This window comes from Streptomyces griseorubiginosus (genome assembly GCF_017614965.1).
GTDB classification, from domain to species: domain Bacteria; phylum Actinomycetota; class Actinomycetes; order Streptomycetales; family Streptomycetaceae; genus Streptomyces; species Streptomyces griseorubiginosus_B.
The window spans coordinates 62,622-80,786 of sequence record NZ_WVUG01000005.1; the positions used below are offsets into that span (position 1 = coordinate 62,622).

The window sequence follows — 18,165 nt, forward strand, 5'->3', positions numbered from 1 at the left end:
GTGGCACTCTGGACGTATGCCGGAACTCCCCGAGGTGGAAGCGCTCAAGGACTTCCTGACCGAGCACCTGGTCGGGCACGAGATCGTGCGCGTGCTGCCCGTCGCGATCAGTGTCCTGAAGACGTACGACCCGCCGCCCACCTCCGTCGAGGGCCGCGAGGTCACCGCCGTGCGCCGGTACGGCAAGTTCCTCGACCTCGTCACCGACTCGGGCCCGCATCTCGTCACCCATCTGGCCCGCGCCGGCTGGCTGCAGTGGAGGGACAGGCTTCCCGACGGCCCGCCCCGCCCCGGCAAGGGACCCCTCGCCCTGCGCGTCGCCCTGGAGACCGGCGAGGGCTTCGACCTCACGGAGGCCGGCACCCAGAAACGCCTCGCGGTGTACGTCGTCCAGGATCCCCAACAGGTCCCGGGCCTCGCCCGCCTCGGCCCCGACCCGCTCGCCGACGACTTCGACGAGCAGACCTTCGCCGGGCTGCTGAAGGACGAGAGACGCCGGCTCAAGGGCGCCCTGCGCGACCAGAGCCTGATCGCCGGGGTGGGCAACGCCTACAGCGACGAGATCCTGCACGCGGCGAAGATGTCGCCGTACAAACTCGCCGCGAGCCTCACGCCCGAGGAGACCACCCGCCTGTACGAGGCCCTGCGCACCACGCTGACGGAGGCGGTGGAACGCTCGCGCGGCGTCGCGGCCGGCCGGCTGAAGGCCGAGAAGAAGAGCGGCCTGCGGGTGCACGGCCGCACCGGCGAACCCTGCCCGGTGTGCGGCGACACCATCCGCGAGGTCTCCTTCAGCGACTCCTCCCTCCAGTACTGCCCCACCTGCCAGACCGGGGGGAAACCGCTCGCGGACCGCAGGATGTCACGGCTGCTGAAGTAGGGACCGTCACGGCCGAAGCAGCGGACGTCATGCCCCGACCCGCACCAGCCCGCTCTCGTAGGCGAACACGACGGCCTGCACCCGGTCACGCAGCTCCAGCTTGCCGAGCACATGGCCCAGATGGGTCTTGACCGTGGTCTCGCCCAGGTGGAGCCGCGCGGCGATCTCCCCGTTGCTCAGCCCCCGCGCCACCAGCGCCGGCACGTCCCGCTCGCGCTCGGTCAGCCGCTCCAGGCGGCCCTTCTGCTCGGGCGGGGCCGCGGGCAGCACGAAGCGTTCCACGAGCCGGCGCACCACCGAGGGCGCCATCATCACCTCGCCCCGCAGCACCGCCCGGACGGTCACCAGGATCTCCTCGCCGACCGCGTCCTCGCCGCCGCCCTGCACGACCACTTCCCGACCGTCGAGCGCACCTCAACCGTCTGGCCGAACGTTCCCCCCGCCTTCGTCTACCGGGCGCGCGGTTCGTAGAGTCACCGTGTGAACGGCGCCGCCATCGACGAGGACCTGGTCCGCTCGCTCCTGCGCGAACAGCACCCCGACCTCGCGGAACTCGGTCTGCGCCGGGTACCGGCCGGTTGGGACAACCAACTGTGGCGGCTGGGGGAGGAGTTGGCGGTGCGGCTGCCGCGCACCGAGCGGGCGCCGTCGTTGTTGCGCAAGGAGTACCGGTGGCTGCCCCTGCTGGCCGGCCGGCTGCCGTTGCCGTTGCCGGTGCCGACGCCGGTACGGCTCGGCGAACCCTCGCCCCGCTTCCAGCGCTCCTGGACCGTGGCGCGCTGGGTCCCCGGCGAGCCCGCCGACCGCGTCCCGGTCAGCCGCGGCCGCCCGGCCGCCGAAGCGCTGGCCGGATTCCTGCGGGCCCTGCATCAGCCGGCTCCGGCGGACGCGCCGCGCAGCGCGGACCGCGGTGTCCTCCTGCGGGACCTGAGGGACGAGTTCGAGCGGATGCTGGAACCGGTGGCCGCGCGTGTACCCGTCGCCGCTGTGCGCTGCGTGTGGGAGGAGGCCCTCTCCGCTCCGGCTCATCCGGGCCCGGCGGTCTGGCTGCATGCCGATCTCCATCCCGCGAACGCGGTCGTCGGCGACGGCACGCTCACCGGTGTGATCGACTTCGGCGACCTCTGTGCGGGGGATCCGGCGACGGACCTCGCGGCCGCGTGGATGCTGCTGCCGGCCGGTGTCTCGGCCGCGTTCTTCGAGGCCGACGGGGGCGGCGCGGACGAGGCGACGATCCGACGCGCCCGCGGCTGGGCGGTCCTGCGGGCCCTCGGCCTCATCGGCATCGGGCAGGCCTGGGAACGGGGGCTGCCGGGAGGGCAGCGGACCTGGGGGCCGGCGGGCCGGGCGATCCTCGAACGGCTCCTGGTGCGCCGGACCTAGGCGTCAGTGCGGCTGCAGTGTCACCAGGTGTTCGCCCTGGGCCGTGCGCACGTCGTACCGGGCGATCTCACTCATGTGCATCGAGGACGTGCCCCGCATGGTGATCGGGCGGGCGTCGTGGCTGGGGACGGTCCAGCTGGTGAGGATCTGCTCGGAGCCGTCCCGGCCGACGGCGATCAGCCGGCAGGAGCGGGGGCCCGCGCCGTCCTTGATCTCCAGCTTGACGTCGCTGCCCGAGTAGTCGTCGGCCGTCGTCACCCGGGCCCACACCCCCGACTTCGCGTCGGTCGCGGTGACCCGCATCACTCCGTCGTCGCCGCCCTTGGCCATCATCGCGATGCCGGGCCCGGCCGCGGCGACGGCCACCGAGGCGGCCAGGCCGTACAGGAAGCGCCGCCGCGTCGCCTTGTGACGGGCCGCCACCGCGCCCATCAGCCGGTCGAGCAACTGGGGGCCGGGCCGGGTCATCGGGCTCACGAACCGCGGTGTCGCCCGGCGATACAGCATCATCTGCCGGGCGACGGGCCCGAATTCGGTCACGTGTGCGGCGCAGCGCGCGCACTCCATGAGGTGGTCCTCGAAGCGGAAGGCGTCCGCCTCGTCCAGCACGCCGAGCGCGTACGCGGCGACGTCGCGGTGCGTTTCCTGGGACCTCATGCCGAATCCTCGTGCCGTTGGGTGCGGGTGGGGTGACTCCTTGCTCCCAGGTACGCACCAGACCGCAGATTCACTCAAGCCACACGGAGAATCGCAACCAAGGGATTCGTAGCGGCCCGCCCCCCGGATTGGTCCGGATCGGAACGAATCTAAAAAAGATGGATGGCGAGATGGCCGAGCGGCAGACCGAGCTGCCAGGCCTTCGTCCACACCTTCGGTCCCTCGTCCTCACCGACCACACCGGCACCGCCCGGCACCGCGTTCAGGTCCGGCGCGAGCAACTCGGTCTCCTCCAGCCAGCGCCAGGCCGCCTCGGCCAGATCCAGGTCGGGCGCCGGGGCGCCGGACTCCACCGCTTCGGCGTACAGGTCGGCCATGCGTTCGCCCACCCAGTCCTGCCACGGCTGGTCGTACGCGGTCAGCGACAGCCAGGTCTCCAGCTGGGAGACCACCCGGATGCCGGAGAGTTCGCCGTCCGTGTCCGAGAGGAAGATGGTCAGCGCCAGCGCGTCACGCCCGGCCCGGAACTCCATGGACGTCGGCGGCATCAGATCGCCCGTCCTGAGCAGCTCGTCGGCGATGTACTCGGCGTACAACCAGGCCATCGGGACGACCAGTTCACCGTCTCCGGCGCCGTCCGTGCTCTCTTGACCTCTGTGCAGCATCCCTTCCTGCCTTCCTCCGGTGCGTGCGCGTCGCCCGGCTCCGGGCCCGGATCCGGACCCCGAGCCCCCCAGTCCGGAACACGGATGAGGACAGCCGATTACTCAACCGGGGTCCTCAGCAAGGCGCTTTACGGAGGTTTGACTGAGCCGTCGGTTTCACCGCAGGTCGGCCGCGTATCCGGGAAGCACCCGGCGCAGGGCGCGCAGCGCGTAGTACGCGCGGGACTTCACGGTACCGGGCGGAATCCCCAGGGTTTCGGCGGCCTCCGCCACACTCGCACCCTGGAAGTACACGAGCACCAGGACTTCACGGTGCTCCGGAGTGAGTGTCTTCACAGCCTCGCGTACGTCGAGGGTCGCGGCGGCCCGCTCGGCGTGGTCGCCGATGACCCGCGCGTTCTCCAGGACCGCGTCCCCGACCTCGGCCGGACGCGCCTGCCGCGCCCGCCGGGCGTCGATGGCGAGCCGCCGCCCGACGGTCAGCAGCCAGGGCCGTACGGACTCGAAGTCGTCGGCGCGCAGGGCCTCGGGGTGCTGCCAGGCGCGGACCAGCGTCTCCTGCACCAGGTCCTCGGCGCGCTGCCGGTCGCCGTCACACAGCCGGAGGAGGAAGGCGAAGAGGGGCCGGCCGTGCTCCCGCTGCACTGCGGCGAGCTCGTGCTCGGCGGTCGTCCCGTTCGTGAGGGTGGTTCCGGCCGTCATGGCCGTATGGCATCGCAGGGTGCCGATGTCGGACAGGGTCCGCACGGGGATCTGCGGCGGACGGTCGATCGCGTCGGCGAACGGTTCGACGAACGGTCCCCCGCGAGCGCCGGACGGGCTAATCGGCGTGCCGCAACCGGCTGCGGGGTCTGTCACCTTCGTACCGTTTGTCGGTAAATATGACCACTCTGGGGTGAACTGATGATTGCACGCAGACGACAGGTTGCCCTGGCCCTCACGGCCGTCCTCGCCGGGGGCGCCGCCTGCCAGGCCCAGCACCACCGAGCGGCGGTCCACGCCGGACACCCTGCCCCGCCGGCCGCCCGCGGCTTCACGCTCGTCGCCTCCGGCGACATCCTGCCGCACGGCTCGATCATCGACCGCGCCCGCTTCGACGGCGGTGGCCGCGCCTACGACTTCCGTCCGATGCTCGCCGGGGACGGGCACACGGTCTCCCGCGCCGATGTGGCGCTGTGTCACCTTGACACCGTCTTCGGCGCGAACGGCGACTACACCGGCCACCCCGCCGTCGAGGCCCCGCCCGAGCTGGCCCAGGCCCTCTCCGCCACCGGCTACGACGGCTGCTCCACCGCCTCCGACCACATCCTCGACGACGGCGCCCAGGGCGTCCACCACACCCTCGACGTCCTCGAGGCGGCGGGGGTACGGCACGCGGGCTCGGCCCGCACCGAGGCCGAGGCGCGCACGGTCACGCTGTTGCGCGCGGGCCCGGCGAAGGTGGCCCACCTCGCCTACACCTACGACACCCACGGCTTCCCCCTGCCGCCGGGCGAGCCGTGGGCCGTGGGCCTGCTCGACGAGAACCAGGTCGTCGCCGACGCCCGGGCCGCCCGGCGGGCCGGCGCCGACGTGGTCGTCGTCTCCCTGCACTGGGGCACCGAGTGGCAGGAGGCGCCCGACGCGCAGCAACTCGCCCTGGCCAGGCGGCTCACCGCCGCCCGCACGGGCGACCGGCCCGACATCGACCTCGTCCTCGGCACCCACGCCCATGTCCCGCAGGCGTACGAGAAGGTCAACGGCACCTGGGTCGTCTACGGCCTGGGCGACCAGATCGCCGGCGAGATGTACGCCAACGACGGCCAACAGGACCCGCGCGGCAACCAGTCCACCATCGGCCGCTTCACCTTCGCCCCGCCGGCCCGGCCGGGCGGCCGCTGGCAGGTGACCCGGGCCGAGTTCGTCCCGCAGATGTTCGACATCGACGCCGGCCGGGTGGTCGACCTCAACCGGGCCCTGGAACAGGGCGCCGACGTAACGGCGGTGCGCGACCGCATCCGCGACGTCGTGCTGAGCCGGGGCGCGGCGAAGGACGGGCTGGTGATGGGGAAGTGACGGAACGCGGCGGAGCCGCGGGCGGTCATCGCGCCGTCATGACCAGACGTTGGCCTGCGCCTTGAACGTCTCCGGGTCGGTCTCCACGGGCAGCACGCACATCAGGTGACCGCCGGGCGCCCGCAGTACGCGGCACTCCTGCCACTGCGACACCTGCTCGGCGCCCAGGGCGGTCAGGCGCGCGGTTTCCGCCTCGACGTCGTCCGTCTCGATGTCCAGATGGATGCGGGGAGCGTCGTCGACGGCCTGCACCGCCATGACAAGCCCGGGAAGGGCCTGGTGGAGTGTGGTGAACTCCGGCGCCGGCGGGAACGGCCGGGCGGTCACGCCGAGAGCGGCCGACCAGAAGTCCGCCGCCTTGGCGGCCTCGGACTCGGGGGTGTCGATCAGAACGGCGTAGACGCGGCTTCTGTGCACGGAGCCTTTTCCTCTCGCGATGACGTGGAGTGACGCGGTATGAGTGTCCGTCATCGGGGGACATGAGAGAGCCCCGGCTGGACGGGGGAGGCCAGCCGGGGCCGTGGATGGTGGATCGCGGAGGGCGGTCGCCTCTCGGCGGGGTGCTCCATGGGGCTTCAGCCGGACGATCGTCCCCATGGGCTGTAGGTGAGGCCCGGGGACACTGTCCCCTCCGCAGCCACGTACACATGAACGGCCGACCGGGCCGGGTTGTTCCGCCGTTGACGCCCGCTGCCGTGTGACGTGGCGCACACGGTCCGTCGGGTCACTCGACGTCCACGTGGTCGAAGGTCTTCAGCATCTCCTTCAGCACCCGCACACAAGCCCGGAGTTCCGCCTCGGTGAGATCGCCGCCGACCTGCCGGTTCAGGGCGTGCTCGCGTTCCAGGATGGTGTCGATCATCGTCTCGCCCGCCTTGGTGATCCGGATCAGCGAGGACCGCTGGTGGGCGGGGTTGGGGGTGATCTCGGCCCATCCCTCGGCCACCGCGTCGTTGACCATGCGCTGCACGAACTGCCGGGTCAGCGCCATGATCCGGCCCATCTGGGGCACCGTCATGGACCCGTGGCGGCGCAGCAGGACGAGCACGGAGCGTACGCCCACCGAGACGCCCTCGACCTGTTCGCCCTGCTCGACCTTGCGCAGGCCGCGACGGTAGAGCGCGCCGATCAGGTCGAACACCTCGGAGACGCGGTCGCCGAGTTCGTCGGGGGAGAGGGGGGCGTCGTCGTTCACCCGGACATCATGCACCGAAGCCGTCATGACAACCAGGTTGTCAAAGCGGGCGAGACATGACACCTTGGTTGTCATGACGGTTGCTTCCGAACCGAGCTACTTCGCGTCCGCCGACGGCGATCTCGCCTACCTCGACACCGGATCCGGAGACCTCGTGGTGCTCCTGCACTCCGGCTACGTCGACCACCGCCTCTTCGACGACCAGATCCCCGCGCTCGCCGAGGCGGGGTACCGGGTGATCGCGCCGGACACCCGCGGTCACGGCTGGTCCGCCAACGCGAGCGAGCCCTTCCGCTGGGCCGACGACCTCGCCGGACTGCTCCAGCACCTCGGCGCCGGCCCCGCCGCCCTGGTCGGGGTGTCGATGGGCGGCGCCATCGCGGGCGACACCGCGATCGAGTACCCGGAACTGGTGCGGGGCCTCGTCATGAGCGGCGCCTCCGTCAGCGACTTCCAGTACACCTACGAACCGACGCGGAAGGTCGTCGCCGCCTCCGCCGAAGCCCTGAACGCCGGTGACGTCGAGGGCTGGCTCAAGGTGTTCCTCGGGTCCGTCGCCGGCCCGTTCCGCACGGCCGACGAGATCGAACCGCGCATTCCGGACCGCCTGCGCGAGATGGCCCTGCACACCATCGCCAAGCACACCCCAGGCGAGGTGAACTGGCACGTTCCCATGGCCGACACCTGGCCCCGGGTGCCGAAGATCGACGTCCCCGTGCTCACCGTCAACGGCGCGCTCGACTCGCCCGACCTGATCGCCGACGCGGAACGGTTCGCCCGTACGGCCCCGAGTGGGCGCTCCGTGCTGGTCGAGGGCGTCTCGCACTTCCCGAACCTGGAGCGGCCCGAGGAGTTCAACGGTCTGCTCCTCGACTTCCTCCGTGGCCTCTGAAACCCACTGACACCTCGCCGGGGCGTATCGTCGGCTACGGTTCCGGCCGGGGCCTGCGTTGTCTGGGGGACAGCCCCCAGACCCGCGGCGCCCGCGCCGATGATGCCGCCTACGCCGATCGCGGTGAGCTGCCGCAGCCCCAGGGACCGGTCGAGCCGGGTTCCCGCGCCGCCCTCCGTCTCCTCGACGTACTCGATCGGTTTGCGGCGGAGAATTGCCTCGTCTGCCCCGGGCCCGGCCATGAGCCTCGCCGCTTCCCGTTCGGCAACGGCCGAAGGCGGATCATGACGACCCAGGCCCGCCCGCCACGGAAGAGGCCGCGCAGCTAGATGGCCCCGCCATGTGAACTGAACCGCTGTTCAGCAAGGCGGGGTCGGCAGTAGTTTGGCGCGCAACCACTCGCATCGCTCTGGGAGTTCCTCGCATGAGCAGCGACAAACCGGCCCCGGCACCCCTGCAGACCTTCTCGTCACCCCACCCCGTCACCGGCACCGACGCCGACCGGGACCTCGGACGGGCCCTCGTCAGGGCCTGGCAGACGGACGGCATCTTCCAGATCCGGGCGACCACCGCCCAACAGGCGGCCACGGAGCAGGCGTTGGCGGCCTCCCGCGCCTTCTGCGCCCGGCCCCTGCGGGAGAAGGCCACGTACGTCTCCGACCTCACCTACAGCGGCTATGTCGCCTCGGGCGAGGAGGAGACCGCGGGAGAGAAGGACGGCTCGGAGATCTTCACCGTCTGCCCCGACATCCCCGCCGACGACCCCCGCGTCATCGAACGCTGGCCCTGCCACGGCCCCACGCCCTGGCCGTCAGCCGCCTACGCCCACGCCATGAAGCGGTATATGGCCCTCGTCGGCGAACTCGGCCAGCGTCTGCTCCGCCTCACCGCGCTGGGCCTGGGCCTCGCCGACCCGGACCACTTCACCCGCCTCACCGCCGCCGGCTGGCACCACATGCGGGTGCTGCGCTTCCCGCCCGCCACCGCCGCCTCCGCGCGCGGGATCGGCTCCCACACCGACTACGGCCTGCTCGTCATCGCCGCCCAGGACGACGTCGGCGGCCTCTACGTCCGCCCGCCCGTCCCCGGCGAGGAACGCGGCCGCAACTGGCTGCCCGGCGAGTCCATGGCCGGCCGCTACGAACACGACGAACCGTGGACCTACGTCACCCCGGTCCCGGCAGTGTTCACCGTCTTCCCCGGCGACATCATGCAGTTCATGACCGACGGCGCCCTGCTGTCCACCCCGCACAAGGTGCGTCTGGCCGACCGCGAGCGCTACACCCTCGCCTACTTCCACGAGCCGGCCTTCAACGCGGTCGCCCGCCCCCTGGAGCCGGCGGCCCCCGCCGACCACATCCACTACGGCACCCACTTCACCTCGATGTTCCGCCGCTGCTACCCCGACCGCATCACCACGACCCGCATGGACGCCGACTCGGCCCTGAAAACCCTCACCCGCCTCCACGAGCAAGCCCTGCACCCGGCCTGACCCCTCCCACCCCGACGCCACGGCCGGCGACACGGGCGTCGAACCAACGACTCCACGCCCCGGCAGCCCCCGGAACGCCGCGTCCTCCCACAACAACCACACGGGCCGCACGGAGGCCTGCCCAGCTCCACAGCCCCCTCTATGCTCTCCCCGTATGACCGGACAACTCGCCTACTGGAACGGCCCCGGTGCCGCCAAGGTGTTCACCCACCCGGTGCACTCCGCTTGGGCGGCGCGATTCGGCAGGCAGGCCCGGATCCTTGACTACGGCTGTGGATACGGCCGGGTGATGGTCGAGCTGACGGAGCAGGGGTTCTCCGACGTGCGCGGCGCGGATCCGTCCGCCGCCCTGATCGCGCGGGGCCGCCGTATGCGACCGGATCTGCGCTTCGAGGTACTGCAGTCCCCGCCGGCTCTTCCGTACGCCGCGGCGAGCTTCGACGTCGTCCTGTTGTTCGCGGTGCTGACCTGTGTCCCCGACGAGGAGGACCAGCGGGCGCTCGTGGCCGAACTGGGCCGGGTCCTGGCACCGGGCGGGCTGCTCCATGTCAGCGATCTGCTGCTTCAGGACGACGACCGCAACCGGGACCGCTATGCCGCGCCCGCCCGGCGGTCCGGCGCTCCGTACGGGGTCTTCGTCACCGACGACGGCGCCGTGTGCCGGCACCACGGCATCGCGGATCTGCACGCCCTGCTGGCGGACATGGACGTGGTGGACGAGCGCCGTATCGACGTCGGCACGATGAACGGCCACCGGTCGCGGGCCGTGCAGATGCTCTGCCGTAAGCGCTGAGCCCTACGGCACCACCGTTACCGGCCAGCGCCCCGCCTTCACCAGGCGGACCGCCACCGAGCCGACGATCCGGTGGCCCGCCTGTTCCGAGGCGCCCACCACCACCGCGTCCGCCTTCAGTTCGTCGGCCGCCTTGACCAGACCGCTGTAGGGGTCGCCGCGGAAGGTGTGGAACTCCCAGCGCACGTCGAATATCCCCTTCAGCCGCTCGGTCCCCTCCCGGATCTGCGTCTTGAGGTCCTCGGCGATCTCGTCCGTCGTCTCGGCGACCGGCGCCCCCATCGCCGCGCCCGCCGCCATCACCGGCTGGACGTAGACGACGGCGAGAAGCGCGTGCTGGCGTCGGGCCAGGCCGGCGGCGTATGCCGCGGCGCGCAGGGAGGAGTCGGAGCCGTCCACTCCGACCACGATGACCTTCGGCCCGTCCGTGCCCCGCTCGAACTGGTGAGAGTGCTGTTCCGTCACGGCTGCGAGGCTATCGGAAACCGCAGGTCCCACCGTCCCGCGGGCCCCTCGGCGGGCGCCCAGGCCGGGCTCTTCCTACAGTCGGAACCATGAGTGCCACAGCGCAGGCATCCCCGCCCCGGGACGGCGCGGGCCGGAGGCGCCCGCCCGGCACCGGACGACTGGGCCGGGTACCCGAGGGTTTCGCCACCTTCTTCGGCGCCCTCGGCCTGCTCTGCGCCCTGCTGGCCGTGATCCCGCCACTGCGCGCCCTGCTGCGCCCGGTCGTCCGCTTCCTCGACCTGCTGATCGTCCCCATCAGCGCCAACCTCGCCTACGCCGTCTTCCTCTTCCTCCTGGCCGGCGCCACCGCCGCCCGCAAGAAGATCGCCTGGTGGCTGGTCGTCGTCTATCTCGGCCTGGTGGTCCTGACCGACGCCCTGGGCGTGTCCCTCGGCCTGTACGCCGCCTCCGTCCCGTCCCTCGTCGTCTGCGGCCTGCTGCTCGGCCTGCTGATCGTCGCCCGGGGGGAGTTCTACGCCGCCTCCCGCCGCGCCGCCGTCCGCCGCGCCGTCGGCGTCCTGCTCCTCGGCCTGGCCCTCGGCATCCTCGCCGGCTGGGGCCTGGTCGAGCTGTTCCCCGGCACCCTGCCCGAGGGCCAGCGCCTGGCCTGGGCCGCCAACCGGGTGTGCGGCGGCCTCGTCTCGGCCCGGTCCTTCGACGGCCGCCCGCCCCGCGCCCTGTTCTTCCTGCTCGGCCTCTTCGGCGCCCTCGCCCTGCTCAACGCCGCCGCCACCCTCTTCCGCTCCCAGCGCATGGAGTCCGCCCTGCACGGCGACGAGGAGCCCCGCATCCGCGCCCTCCTCAAGGCCTACGGCGAGCAGGACTCCCTCGGCTACTTCGCCACCCGCCGCGACAAGGCCGTCGTCTTCTCGCCCAGCGGGAAGGCCGCCGTCACCTACCGGGTCGAGGCCGGCGTCTGCCTGGCCAGCGGTGATCCCGTCGGCGACCGGGAAGCCTGGCCGCACGCCATCGCCGCCTGGCTGGACGTGGCCCGCCTGCACGCCTGGGTGCCCGCCGCCATGGGCGCCTCCGAGGACGGCGCCAAGGCCTACGCCCGCGCCGGACTCGGCGCCCTCCAACTCGGCGACGAGGCCATCCTCAACGTCGCCGACTTCGACCTGGACGGCCGCGACATGCGGGTCACCCGGCAGGCCGTGCACCGCGTCCGCCGCACCGGCGCCACCACCCGGGTCCGCCGCCACGCGACCCTCAGCGACGAGGAGATGGAGGAGGTCGTCGACAAGGCCGACGCCTGGCGCGACACCGAGACCGAACGCGGCTTCTCCATGGCCCTCGACCGGCTCGGCGACCCCGCCGACGGAGACTGCCTCCTGGTGGAGGCCATCGGCGCCGATGGCCGACTGCTCGCCCTGCTCTCCTTCGTGCCCTGGGGCCGCGACGGCATCTCCCTCGACCTGATGCGCCGTGACCGCGGCGCCCCGAACGGCGTCATGGAGTTCATGGTCGCCGAGCTGTGCGCCGCCGCCCCCAAGTTGGGGGTGCGCAGGATCTCCCTCAACTTCGCCGTCTTCCGCTCGGCCTTCGAGGAGGGTGCCCGCATCGGCGCCGGCCCCGTCCTGCGGCTGTGGCGGCGCCTGCTGCTGTTCTTCTCCAAGTGGTGGCAACTGGAGGCGCTCTACCGCTCCAACGCCAAGTACCAGCCCGAGTGGTATCCCCGCTTCATCTGTTACGGCGACACGGGCGCCCTCGCCCGCATCGGCCTGGCCTCCGGGATCGCCGAAGGTTTCGTTTCCGTACCGTCCCTGCGCAAACTCTGGGGAAAAGGGCACTCGAAGGGCGCGTCCAGGCCCGCCACCACGGAGGGCCTGCCGTCGCTGTCGGCGCTCGGCCTCGCCGGAGGGGACGAGGCCGGGCCCGACGACCCCCTGGCCGGCCTGCCCGAACAGGTCCGCGTCCGCCACCACAAGCTCGAGAGGCTGTCCGCCGACGGCACCGACGCCTACCCGGTCGGCATCCCGCCGCGCACCCACACCCTCGCCGAGGTCCGGCCCGGCGACGACGTCACCGTCGCCGGCCGGATCATGCTCGTCCGGGACTTCGGCGGCATCGTCTTCGCCGTGCTCCGCGACTGGTCCGGCGATCACCAACTCGCCCTCACCCGCGAGCGGTCCGGCCCCGCTCTCGACCGCTTCACCGCCGACATCGACATCGGCGACCACATCAGCGCCACCGGGCACGCGGGCACCAGCGACAAGGGCGAACCGACCGTCTTCGTCACCGACTGGCAGCTGATCGGCAAGTGCCTGCGCCCGCTGCCCGACAAACGCCGGGGGCTGGCCGACCCCGAGGCCAAGGTCCGGATGCGCTATCTCGACCTGGTCTCCAGCACCGAGGCCCGCGAGGTGATCCGGGCGCGGTCCACCGCCGTACAGGCCCTGCGACAGGGGCTGTTGGGCCGCGGCTACCTCGAGGTCGAGACCCCGATGCTGCAGCAGATCCACGGCGGCGCCAACGCCCGCCCGTTCACCACCCACATCAACGCCTACGACCTCGACCTCTATCTGCGCATCGCCCCCGAGCTGTACCTGAAGCGGCTGTGCGTGGGCGGTCTGGAGAAGGTCTTCGAGATGGGCCGCACCTTCCGCAACGAGGGCGTCTCCTACAAGCACAACCCCGAGTTCACGATGCTCGAGGCCTACCAGGCGTTCGCCGACTACGACGTGATGCTCGACCTCGCTCGCGAACTCATCCAGGGCGCGGCCACCGCCGCCTTCGGCTCACCGATGGCCCGCAAGGACGGCAAGGAGTACGACATCTCGGGCGCGTGGCCGGTCAGGACCGTCCACGGGGCGATCTCGGAGGCACTCGGGGAGGAGATCGACGCGGACACGGAACTGGAGCGGCTGCGCGGGCTGTGCGACCGGGCGGGTGTGCCGTACACCGCCGACGACGGCCGGGGCGACGTGGTCCTGGAAATGTACGAACGCCTGGTGGAGGAGAAGACCCAACTCCCCACCTTCTACAAGGACTTCCCGACGGACGTCTCCCCGCTCACCCGCCAGCACCGCACCGACCCGCGTCTCGCCGAACGCTGGGACCTGGTCGCCTTCGGCACCGAACTGGGCACGGCCTACTCCGAGTTGACCGACCCCGTGGAGCAGCGGCGCCGTCTGACCGCCCAGTCCCTGCTGGCCGCCGGGGGAGACCCCGAGGCGATGGAACTGGACGAGGACTTCCTCGACGCCCTCGAATACGCGATGCCTCCCACCGGGGGTCTGGGCATCGGCGTGGACCGCCTGATCATGTTCCTGACGGGTCTGACGATCCGGGAAACCCTGCCCTTCCCCCTGGTCCGCCGCCGCTGAACCCTCGCACGGCTTGGGCCGAGCGGGTGGATTCCTGGGGCCGGACCGGTGTTGCTGGGGGGCGTCGGTGCGGTGCCGGGCGAGTGATGACACATGAAGAAGGATCAGTTCCTCACGCGGCGCCGGGCGTTGCTCGCCGGAGCCGCCGCCCTGGGCGCGGCCGGGACCGCCGGCGCGGTCGCGCTGGGCGGGGGAGAAGGGCCGGCCCGCAGGGCCGCCGCTCCCGCCGCCGGCCCGCGGGCACGCGCCGTGCTCAAGCCCTCCGCCTACCGCCTGCAGCCCCTGACCGGCTACGGGCCCCCACGGGCCGCGCACGCCCCGCTCCCGGTCCGGCACGAGCCGTTCCTGCGCATGTCCGGCCGCGGTCGCACCATGCTGCTGACCTTCGACGACGGCCCCGACCCCCGCTACACGCCGCACATCCTCGACACCCTCGCCAAGTACGAGGTCCACGCGACGTTCTTCGTGTGCGGGGAGCAGGCCGACTGGAACCGCGACCTGCTGGCCCGGATGGCCGACGAGGGGCACGTCGTCGGCAACCACACCTGGTCCCACCCCCTGCTGACCACGCTCACCCGCGCCAGGATCCGCAGCGAGATGAAGCGCACCAGTGACGTCATCGAGGACGCCTACGGCCAGAAGCCGCAGTGGTTCCGCGCCCCCTACGGCGCCTGGAACCGGGCCGCCTTCCAACTGGGTGCCGACCTGGGCATGGAACCGCTCGCCTGGACGGTCGACACCCTCGACTGGACCACGCCCGGCACCCGCAGCATCGTCCACCGGGTCGAGGACGGCGCCGCCCCCGGCGTGGTCGTGCTCTCGCACGACGCCGGGGGCGACCGTTCCCAGAGCGTCCGGGCGCTCAAGGAGTATTTGCCCGAGCTTCTCGATTCCGGTTACCACCTCACCGTGCCCAGACGCCCCGACGCGTGAGCCGAATTCGCCCGTCCGGTCGGGAATTCTCAGCGGACCTCGACCAGACGGGCGAAGACGACGACATTCCCGTCGTAACCGTGCTGTTTGGAGAAACCGCCGCCGCAGGTGATGACCCGGAGTTCCGGGGCGCCCTTGGAACCGTATACCCGGTCTCCGGGGAAGTTGGCCTTCGCGAAGACCTCGATGCCGTAGATCTCGAAAACGGCCGTCTTTCCGTCCTTCCGCGCGACCTCGACGCGACTTCCCTTCTTCAGGGCCCCCAGGCCGTAGAACACGGCGGGGCCCTGTTTGTTGTCGACGTGGCCGACGACGACCGCGGTCCCCTTCTCACCGGGCGAGACCGCGCCGGTGAACCAGCCCGCCAGGTTCGGGTCCTCCGGTGGCGGCGCCGCCACCCAGCCGTCGGGGTCCAGACCCACCGGCGTGACCGGCGCGTCGACCCGGATCGCCGGGATCCTGACCCGGTCGGGCTGGGCGTAGGGCAACGCCTGGACGCTGCGGAAGGTGCCGGGGACACGGCTGTCCGCCGCGGCGGCCGAGGCGGGCTGCGGCGGACCCACGTCGAACTCCCCCGACCCGTTCCGGATGAGGGCGAGGCCGGTCAGCAGGACAAGCGCTATCACGCCCCAAGGAGCACGCTTCTTCGGGCGCAGCTCCTCCTCTTCCTCGGCCAGCTCGAACGCAGACATTCGACTTTCCCCTCTCGACGCGGCCGTCGCCCCGTCATTCGCGCATACGAGAACGCTAAGCGGCGCGTGTGGAACCGGCGACGGCTGAGGTGCGAACGGGTGCCCCGCGTGTCTTGGGTGCGCCATCCGAGTTGCCGTCCCCAGGAATTTTCTGACGGCGTGTGACCTGCGTCGATATCCGATTGTGCGGTAATCGGTCGGCGTGTCCTCTCACCAGGACGGACCAGCGCCGAAATGCGCGCGCGTGCACGACATCTGAGGGTCTTTCTGGGAGACGCTTTCTCGCCGATCGACCGGGGACGGGTCCCGGGGCGTCTTCCGCGGAGGATCACATGCGTACCACTCGTGCCCTGGCGGCGTCGGCCGCCGCGGTCGCCGTCCTCGGGATCGCCGCCCCCGCGTCCGTCGCGCGGGACGGCATGCCCAGCCCGAGCAACATCGTGGCCCTGCCCAGCGTCATCGCCCGGGGCGGGCAGCTGACCATCACCGTCAACAACTGCAGCACCCCCGCCACCGCGAGTTCGGACGCCTTCCGGCCGATCCAGCTGACCTCGCGCAACGGAACCCTGGCGACGGGCACCGCGACCGTCAACCGTGACGCACGCCAGGGATCGCACAGCATCAGCGTCGTCTGCGCCAACGGCACCGTGATCAACCCCGCGGCCTTCTCCGTCATCGGCGGCGTCCAGGGCGGTCTCGGCGGCAGCAGCTCCAGCGGGGCCACACCGACCGACGTGGCGATCGGCGGCGGGCTGGTGGCCGCGGCCGTCGTCGGCGGCGGGGTGTTCTGGATGCGCCGCAGGGCGGAGCGGCGGATCTGACCCCGCACCCCGCGGGTCTGACCCTGCACCCCTTGGGAGGACCCATTCTCTTGGGAGGACCGATTCGCAGGACCGATCGCACGTGAGACGCCTTGGTCCCGGATTCCGTCGAGGATCCGGGACCAAGGCGTTGCGTCAGGCGCCGCGGCGGTGCGAGAAGTGGTACGCCGCCGCGATGGAGCCCAGGATGAGCGCGGCCCCCACGCCGATCTCCTTCAGGTCGAACCCGGCGATGCTGCCACCCGTACCGGCGTGCACACCGCGGTGGGGGTTGACGGGGTTCACCGGCACCGGCGTGGGGCCCACCGGCCGGCCGCCCGCGATGGTCAGCCCCGTGGAGCCGCTCGCCCCGTCACAGGTGAACGTCACCTGGTAGACCGCCCCCGGCTTGGCGTCCCAGTCGACGGTCGCCACGGCCACGGAGCTGCCCCGGGGAATGGTGACCGTGTCGAACACCGCCGAGCTCACCGTGGCCGGTCCTCTGCAGCCGCCGTCGCGGTGGAGTTGCAGCGCGACCTCACCGCCCGGGACGACGGTCGAGGGCAGGACGCTGAAGCCGAACGGTGTGATCGGTGCGATGGTGCCGGCGAGGGCGGCCGGTGCGGAGAGGGCGAGGGCGCTGACGGCCAGCAGTGCGGCCGAAGCGACGCGTATCGCGCGCATGGTGGATCCTCCGGTCCCCGAGGAGCAGCCGCGGACCTTTTCCGCTTGCGCCATGAGATTGCGCCACAAATGCACCTCGATGACCGAAACGCTAGGAACAGGTGTGCGCCTGCGCGATCGCAGTCGGGCGAATGGGGCACGCGTGTGGGCCACCCAGGGGACACGCGCGGCGTGGCGGGTGTCGTCCGGGTGGCCCGTCAGGTGAGGGCCTGTCAGCCCTTGAGGTGCGGGAAGAGATTCAGGAAGGGTTCCGCCGAGGCGGTGATGCCGCGGCTGTAGGGCGCGTCGAAGTCCCAGATCAGGAAGAGCAGGAAGGCGATCAGGGCGGAGAACAGCCCGGCCAGGATCAGTTCGCGTCCGGTCCGCCGGATCTGCAGGGCGAAGATCATCCCGATGGTGATGACGGCCCCGGACAGCAGCCCGAACCAGACCACGCCCGGCATGGTGGCCCCCAGCGAGTCCGCGCGGGCGGTACGCGCCTGATCGGCCGCGGTCACCTGGTCCAGCAGCGGCTGGTAGGCCTGCCCCTCGAAGTCGTTCTTCGGCTGGTAGTCGGTGACGTCCTCGCGGATGCGCCGGAAGAGCTCATCACCGCGCGCGGTGACCTCGCCGTGGTCGGCCATCGCCTTCCAGTCGACCGCGACGACGTGTCCGGCATAGGCGTTGACATCGGCGCGAATGTGGTCACGGACGTCGGGCGGATAGACCCGCACCCGCTCCGAGATCTCGTGCAACGCCATCGCCTCAGCCTGCACATGGTCCTGGGCGGCGCTGCGGCCCTCCCAGACCCCGGCGATGGCGAGGCCCAGGACGATGGCGTACACCACGCCGATCCACATCGTCATGTACTCGATGACGTCCGGGGTCTCGCTGGGGTCCTCGTCGTCGGGTGCCGCCTTGTGCCGTACGAGGGTGATGACGACCACCACGACGCAGGCGGCCAGCATCGCGAGGGTGAGAACAAGCCAGTCCGGCAAGGGGTGCCTCCAGATTCAGCGGGGGCGCAGCGCGGCGACGGCGATCGCGGCCGGTGCGGTGATGAGCAGGACGAAGGTGAGCGGCGACGGGCCGTCGTGCGTGGGCCGGTGCGGGGCCGGCGGCCGGTAGTGCGGATAGCTCACCGGGGTCACCGACGGGCGTGGGGCGGGCTTTGGCGGAGGCGGCGTCGGCTTCGGCGATGGAGGTGGAGTCGGTGCCGGTGGAGGCGGGGG

At 71.7% G+C, this 18,165-nt stretch carries 19 protein-coding genes and 2 pseudogenes; 9 read left to right on the top strand and 12 right to left on the bottom strand.

Features of this window, described 5'->3' with window-relative positions; all coding sequences use genetic code 11:
* Window positions 1-16 precede the first annotated feature (16 nt).
* Window positions 17-880 (top strand): Fpg/Nei family DNA glycosylase, encoded by an 864-nt coding sequence (locus tag GRC12_RS02035; RefSeq protein ID WP_208776868.1) that lies wholly within the window; start codon window positions 17-19, stop codon window positions 878-880.
* Window positions 881-907: 27 nt separating this feature from the next.
* Here the strand turns inward: GRC12_RS02035 and GRC12_RS02040 are convergent, their stop codons facing one another.
* Entirely contained in the window at window positions 908-1,273 is a 366-nt protein-coding gene (locus tag GRC12_RS02040; RefSeq protein ID WP_439959862.1) for a response regulator transcription factor, read from the bottom strand.
* An 87-nt stretch (window positions 1,274-1,360) separates the two neighbouring features.
* Between GRC12_RS02040 and GRC12_RS02045 the strand changes: the two genes are divergently transcribed.
* Window positions 1,361-2,263 (top strand): aminoglycoside phosphotransferase family protein, encoded by a 903-nt coding sequence (locus GRC12_RS02045; RefSeq protein WP_208776869.1) that lies wholly within the window; start codon window positions 1,361-1,363, stop codon window positions 2,261-2,263.
* A gap of 3 nt (window positions 2,264-2,266) precedes the next feature.
* Here GRC12_RS02045 and GRC12_RS02050 read toward each other — a convergent pair whose 3' ends face one another.
* The 3 genes from GRC12_RS02050 to GRC12_RS02060 form a co-directional block, all read right to left on the bottom strand.
* Entirely contained in the window at window positions 2,267-2,920 is a 654-nt protein-coding gene (locus GRC12_RS02050) for a zf-HC2 domain-containing protein (protein WP_208776870.1), read from the bottom strand.
* A gap of 149 nt (window positions 2,921-3,069) precedes the next feature.
* A complete protein-coding gene (locus GRC12_RS02055) occupies window positions 3,070-3,585 on the bottom strand; it encodes a hypothetical protein (RefSeq protein WP_133046575.1) in 516 nt (171 codons plus the stop codon).
* A 156-nt stretch (window positions 3,586-3,741) separates the two neighbouring features.
* Window positions 3,742-4,287, bottom strand: a complete 546-nt coding sequence (locus GRC12_RS02060) for a sigma-70 family RNA polymerase sigma factor (protein WP_208776890.1) — start codon at window positions 4,285-4,287, stop codon at window positions 3,742-3,744.
* Window positions 4,288-4,488: 201 nt separating this feature from the next.
* Between GRC12_RS02060 and GRC12_RS02065 the strand changes: the two genes are divergently transcribed.
* Window positions 4,489-5,640: a CapA family protein gene (locus GRC12_RS02065; RefSeq protein WP_208776871.1), complete on the top strand. Its 1,152-nt coding sequence runs from the start codon at window positions 4,489-4,491 to the stop codon at window positions 5,638-5,640.
* Window positions 5,641-5,676: 36 nt separating this feature from the next.
* Here the strand turns inward: GRC12_RS02065 and GRC12_RS02070 are convergent, their stop codons facing one another.
* Window positions 5,677-6,057, bottom strand: coding sequence for a VOC family protein (locus GRC12_RS02070; protein ID WP_308286449.1), 381 nt, complete (start codon window positions 6,055-6,057; stop codon window positions 5,677-5,679).
* Between the two features lie 307 nt (window positions 6,058-6,364).
* Entirely contained in the window at window positions 6,365-6,835 is a 471-nt protein-coding gene (locus GRC12_RS02075; protein WP_208776873.1) for a MarR family winged helix-turn-helix transcriptional regulator, read from the bottom strand.
* Window positions 6,836-6,908: 73 nt separating this feature from the next.
* Between GRC12_RS02075 and GRC12_RS02080 the strand changes: the two genes are divergently transcribed.
* Complete coding sequence (locus GRC12_RS02080; protein WP_208776874.1) at window positions 6,909-7,727, top strand: alpha/beta fold hydrolase; 819 nt, start codon at window positions 6,909-6,911, stop codon at window positions 7,725-7,727.
* A gap of 32 nt (window positions 7,728-7,759) precedes the next feature.
* On the opposite strand, the pseudogene GRC12_RS45260 reads toward GRC12_RS02080, so the two are convergent.
* Window positions 7,760-7,969, bottom strand: a pseudogene (locus GRC12_RS45260) (amino acid permease); the annotation flags it as partial.
* 182 nt (window positions 7,970-8,151) lie between these two features.
* Between GRC12_RS45260 and GRC12_RS02085 the strand changes: the two are divergent.
* On the top strand, window positions 8,152-9,219 hold the full coding sequence (locus GRC12_RS02085) for an isopenicillin N synthase family dioxygenase (RefSeq protein WP_208776875.1): 1,068 nt from the start codon (window positions 8,152-8,154) through the stop codon (window positions 9,217-9,219).
* A 154-nt stretch (window positions 9,220-9,373) separates the two neighbouring features.
* Window positions 9,374-10,012 carry a class I SAM-dependent methyltransferase gene (locus GRC12_RS02090; protein ID WP_208776876.1) on the top strand — a complete coding sequence of 213 codons (639 nt, stop codon included), beginning with the start codon at window positions 9,374-9,376 and terminating at the stop codon, window positions 10,010-10,012.
* 3 nt (window positions 10,013-10,015) lie between these two features.
* Here the strand turns inward: GRC12_RS02090 and GRC12_RS02095 are convergent, their stop codons facing one another.
* The gene (locus GRC12_RS02095; RefSeq protein ID WP_208776877.1) at window positions 10,016-10,477 is read right to left on the bottom strand and encodes a universal stress protein; all 462 of its coding nucleotides are present in this window, start codon (window positions 10,475-10,477) and stop codon (window positions 10,016-10,018) included.
* 89 nt (window positions 10,478-10,566) lie between these two features.
* Between GRC12_RS02095 and lysX the strand changes: the two genes are divergently transcribed.
* Both lysX and GRC12_RS02105 read left to right on the top strand, forming a co-directional pair.
* Entirely contained in the window at window positions 10,567-13,845 is a 3,279-nt protein-coding gene (gene lysX, locus GRC12_RS02100; protein ID WP_208776878.1) for a bifunctional lysylphosphatidylglycerol synthetase/lysine--tRNA ligase LysX, read from the top strand.
* A 93-nt stretch (window positions 13,846-13,938) separates the two neighbouring features.
* Window positions 13,939-14,778, top strand: coding sequence for a polysaccharide deacetylase family protein (locus tag GRC12_RS02105; RefSeq protein WP_208776879.1), 840 nt, complete (start codon window positions 13,939-13,941; stop codon window positions 14,776-14,778).
* A gap of 29 nt (window positions 14,779-14,807) precedes the next feature.
* Here the strand turns inward: GRC12_RS02105 and GRC12_RS02110 are convergent, their stop codons facing one another.
* Complete coding sequence (locus tag GRC12_RS02110; protein ID WP_208776880.1) at window positions 14,808-15,470, bottom strand: class F sortase; 663 nt, start codon at window positions 15,468-15,470, stop codon at window positions 14,808-14,810.
* 332 nt (window positions 15,471-15,802) lie between these two features.
* Between GRC12_RS02110 and GRC12_RS02115 the strand changes: the two genes are divergently transcribed.
* Complete coding sequence (locus GRC12_RS02115; protein ID WP_208776881.1) at window positions 15,803-16,291, top strand: hypothetical protein; 489 nt, start codon at window positions 15,803-15,805, stop codon at window positions 16,289-16,291.
* Between the two features lie 135 nt (window positions 16,292-16,426).
* Here GRC12_RS02115 and GRC12_RS02120 read toward each other — a convergent pair whose 3' ends face one another.
* The 3 genes and pseudogenes from GRC12_RS02120 to GRC12_RS02130 all read right to left on the bottom strand — a co-directional run.
* Window positions 16,427-16,954, bottom strand: a complete 528-nt coding sequence (locus GRC12_RS02120; RefSeq protein ID WP_208776882.1) for a hypothetical protein — start codon at window positions 16,952-16,954, stop codon at window positions 16,427-16,429.
* Window positions 16,955-17,166: 212 nt separating this feature from the next.
* On the bottom strand, window positions 17,167-17,931 hold the full coding sequence (locus tag GRC12_RS02125; protein WP_208776883.1) for a DUF4239 domain-containing protein: 765 nt from the start codon (window positions 17,929-17,931) through the stop codon (window positions 17,167-17,169).
* Window positions 17,932-17,946: 15 nt separating this feature from the next.
* Window positions 17,947-18,165, bottom strand: a pseudogene (locus GRC12_RS02130) (hypothetical protein); the annotation flags it as partial.

Coding starts and splice junctions, on each gene's coding strand:
- GRC12_RS02035 (WP_208776868.1), top strand. CDS start 17: ATGCCGGAACTCCCCGAGGTGGAAGCGCTCAAGGACTTCCTGACCGAG.
- GRC12_RS02050 (WP_208776870.1), bottom strand. CDS start 2,920: ATGAGGTCCCAGGAAACGCACCGCGACGTCGCCGCGTACGCGCTCGGC.
- GRC12_RS02055 (WP_133046575.1), bottom strand. CDS start 3,585: ATGCTGCACAGAGGTCAAGAGAGCACGGACGGCGCCGGAGACGGTGAA.
- GRC12_RS02060 (WP_208776890.1), bottom strand. CDS start 4,287: ATGACGGCCGGAACCACCCTCACGAACGGGACGACCGCCGAGCACGAG.
- GRC12_RS02065 (WP_208776871.1), top strand. CDS start 4,489: ATGATTGCACGCAGACGACAGGTTGCCCTGGCCCTCACGGCCGTCCTC.
- GRC12_RS02080 (WP_208776874.1), top strand. CDS start 6,909: ATGACGGTTGCTTCCGAACCGAGCTACTTCGCGTCCGCCGACGGCGAT.
- GRC12_RS02085 (WP_208776875.1), top strand. CDS start 8,152: ATGAGCAGCGACAAACCGGCCCCGGCACCCCTGCAGACCTTCTCGTCA.
- GRC12_RS02090 (WP_208776876.1), top strand. CDS start 9,374: ATGACCGGACAACTCGCCTACTGGAACGGCCCCGGTGCCGCCAAGGTG.
- lysX (WP_208776878.1), top strand. CDS start 10,567: ATGAGTGCCACAGCGCAGGCATCCCCGCCCCGGGACGGCGCGGGCCGG.
- GRC12_RS02105 (WP_208776879.1), top strand. CDS start 13,939: ATGAAGAAGGATCAGTTCCTCACGCGGCGCCGGGCGTTGCTCGCCGGA.
- GRC12_RS02110 (WP_208776880.1), bottom strand. CDS start 15,470: ATGTCTGCGTTCGAGCTGGCCGAGGAAGAGGAGGAGCTGCGCCCGAAG.
- GRC12_RS02115 (WP_208776881.1), top strand. CDS start 15,803: ATGCGTACCACTCGTGCCCTGGCGGCGTCGGCCGCCGCGGTCGCCGTC.
- GRC12_RS02120 (WP_208776882.1), bottom strand. CDS start 16,954: ATGCGCGCGATACGCGTCGCTTCGGCCGCACTGCTGGCCGTCAGCGCC.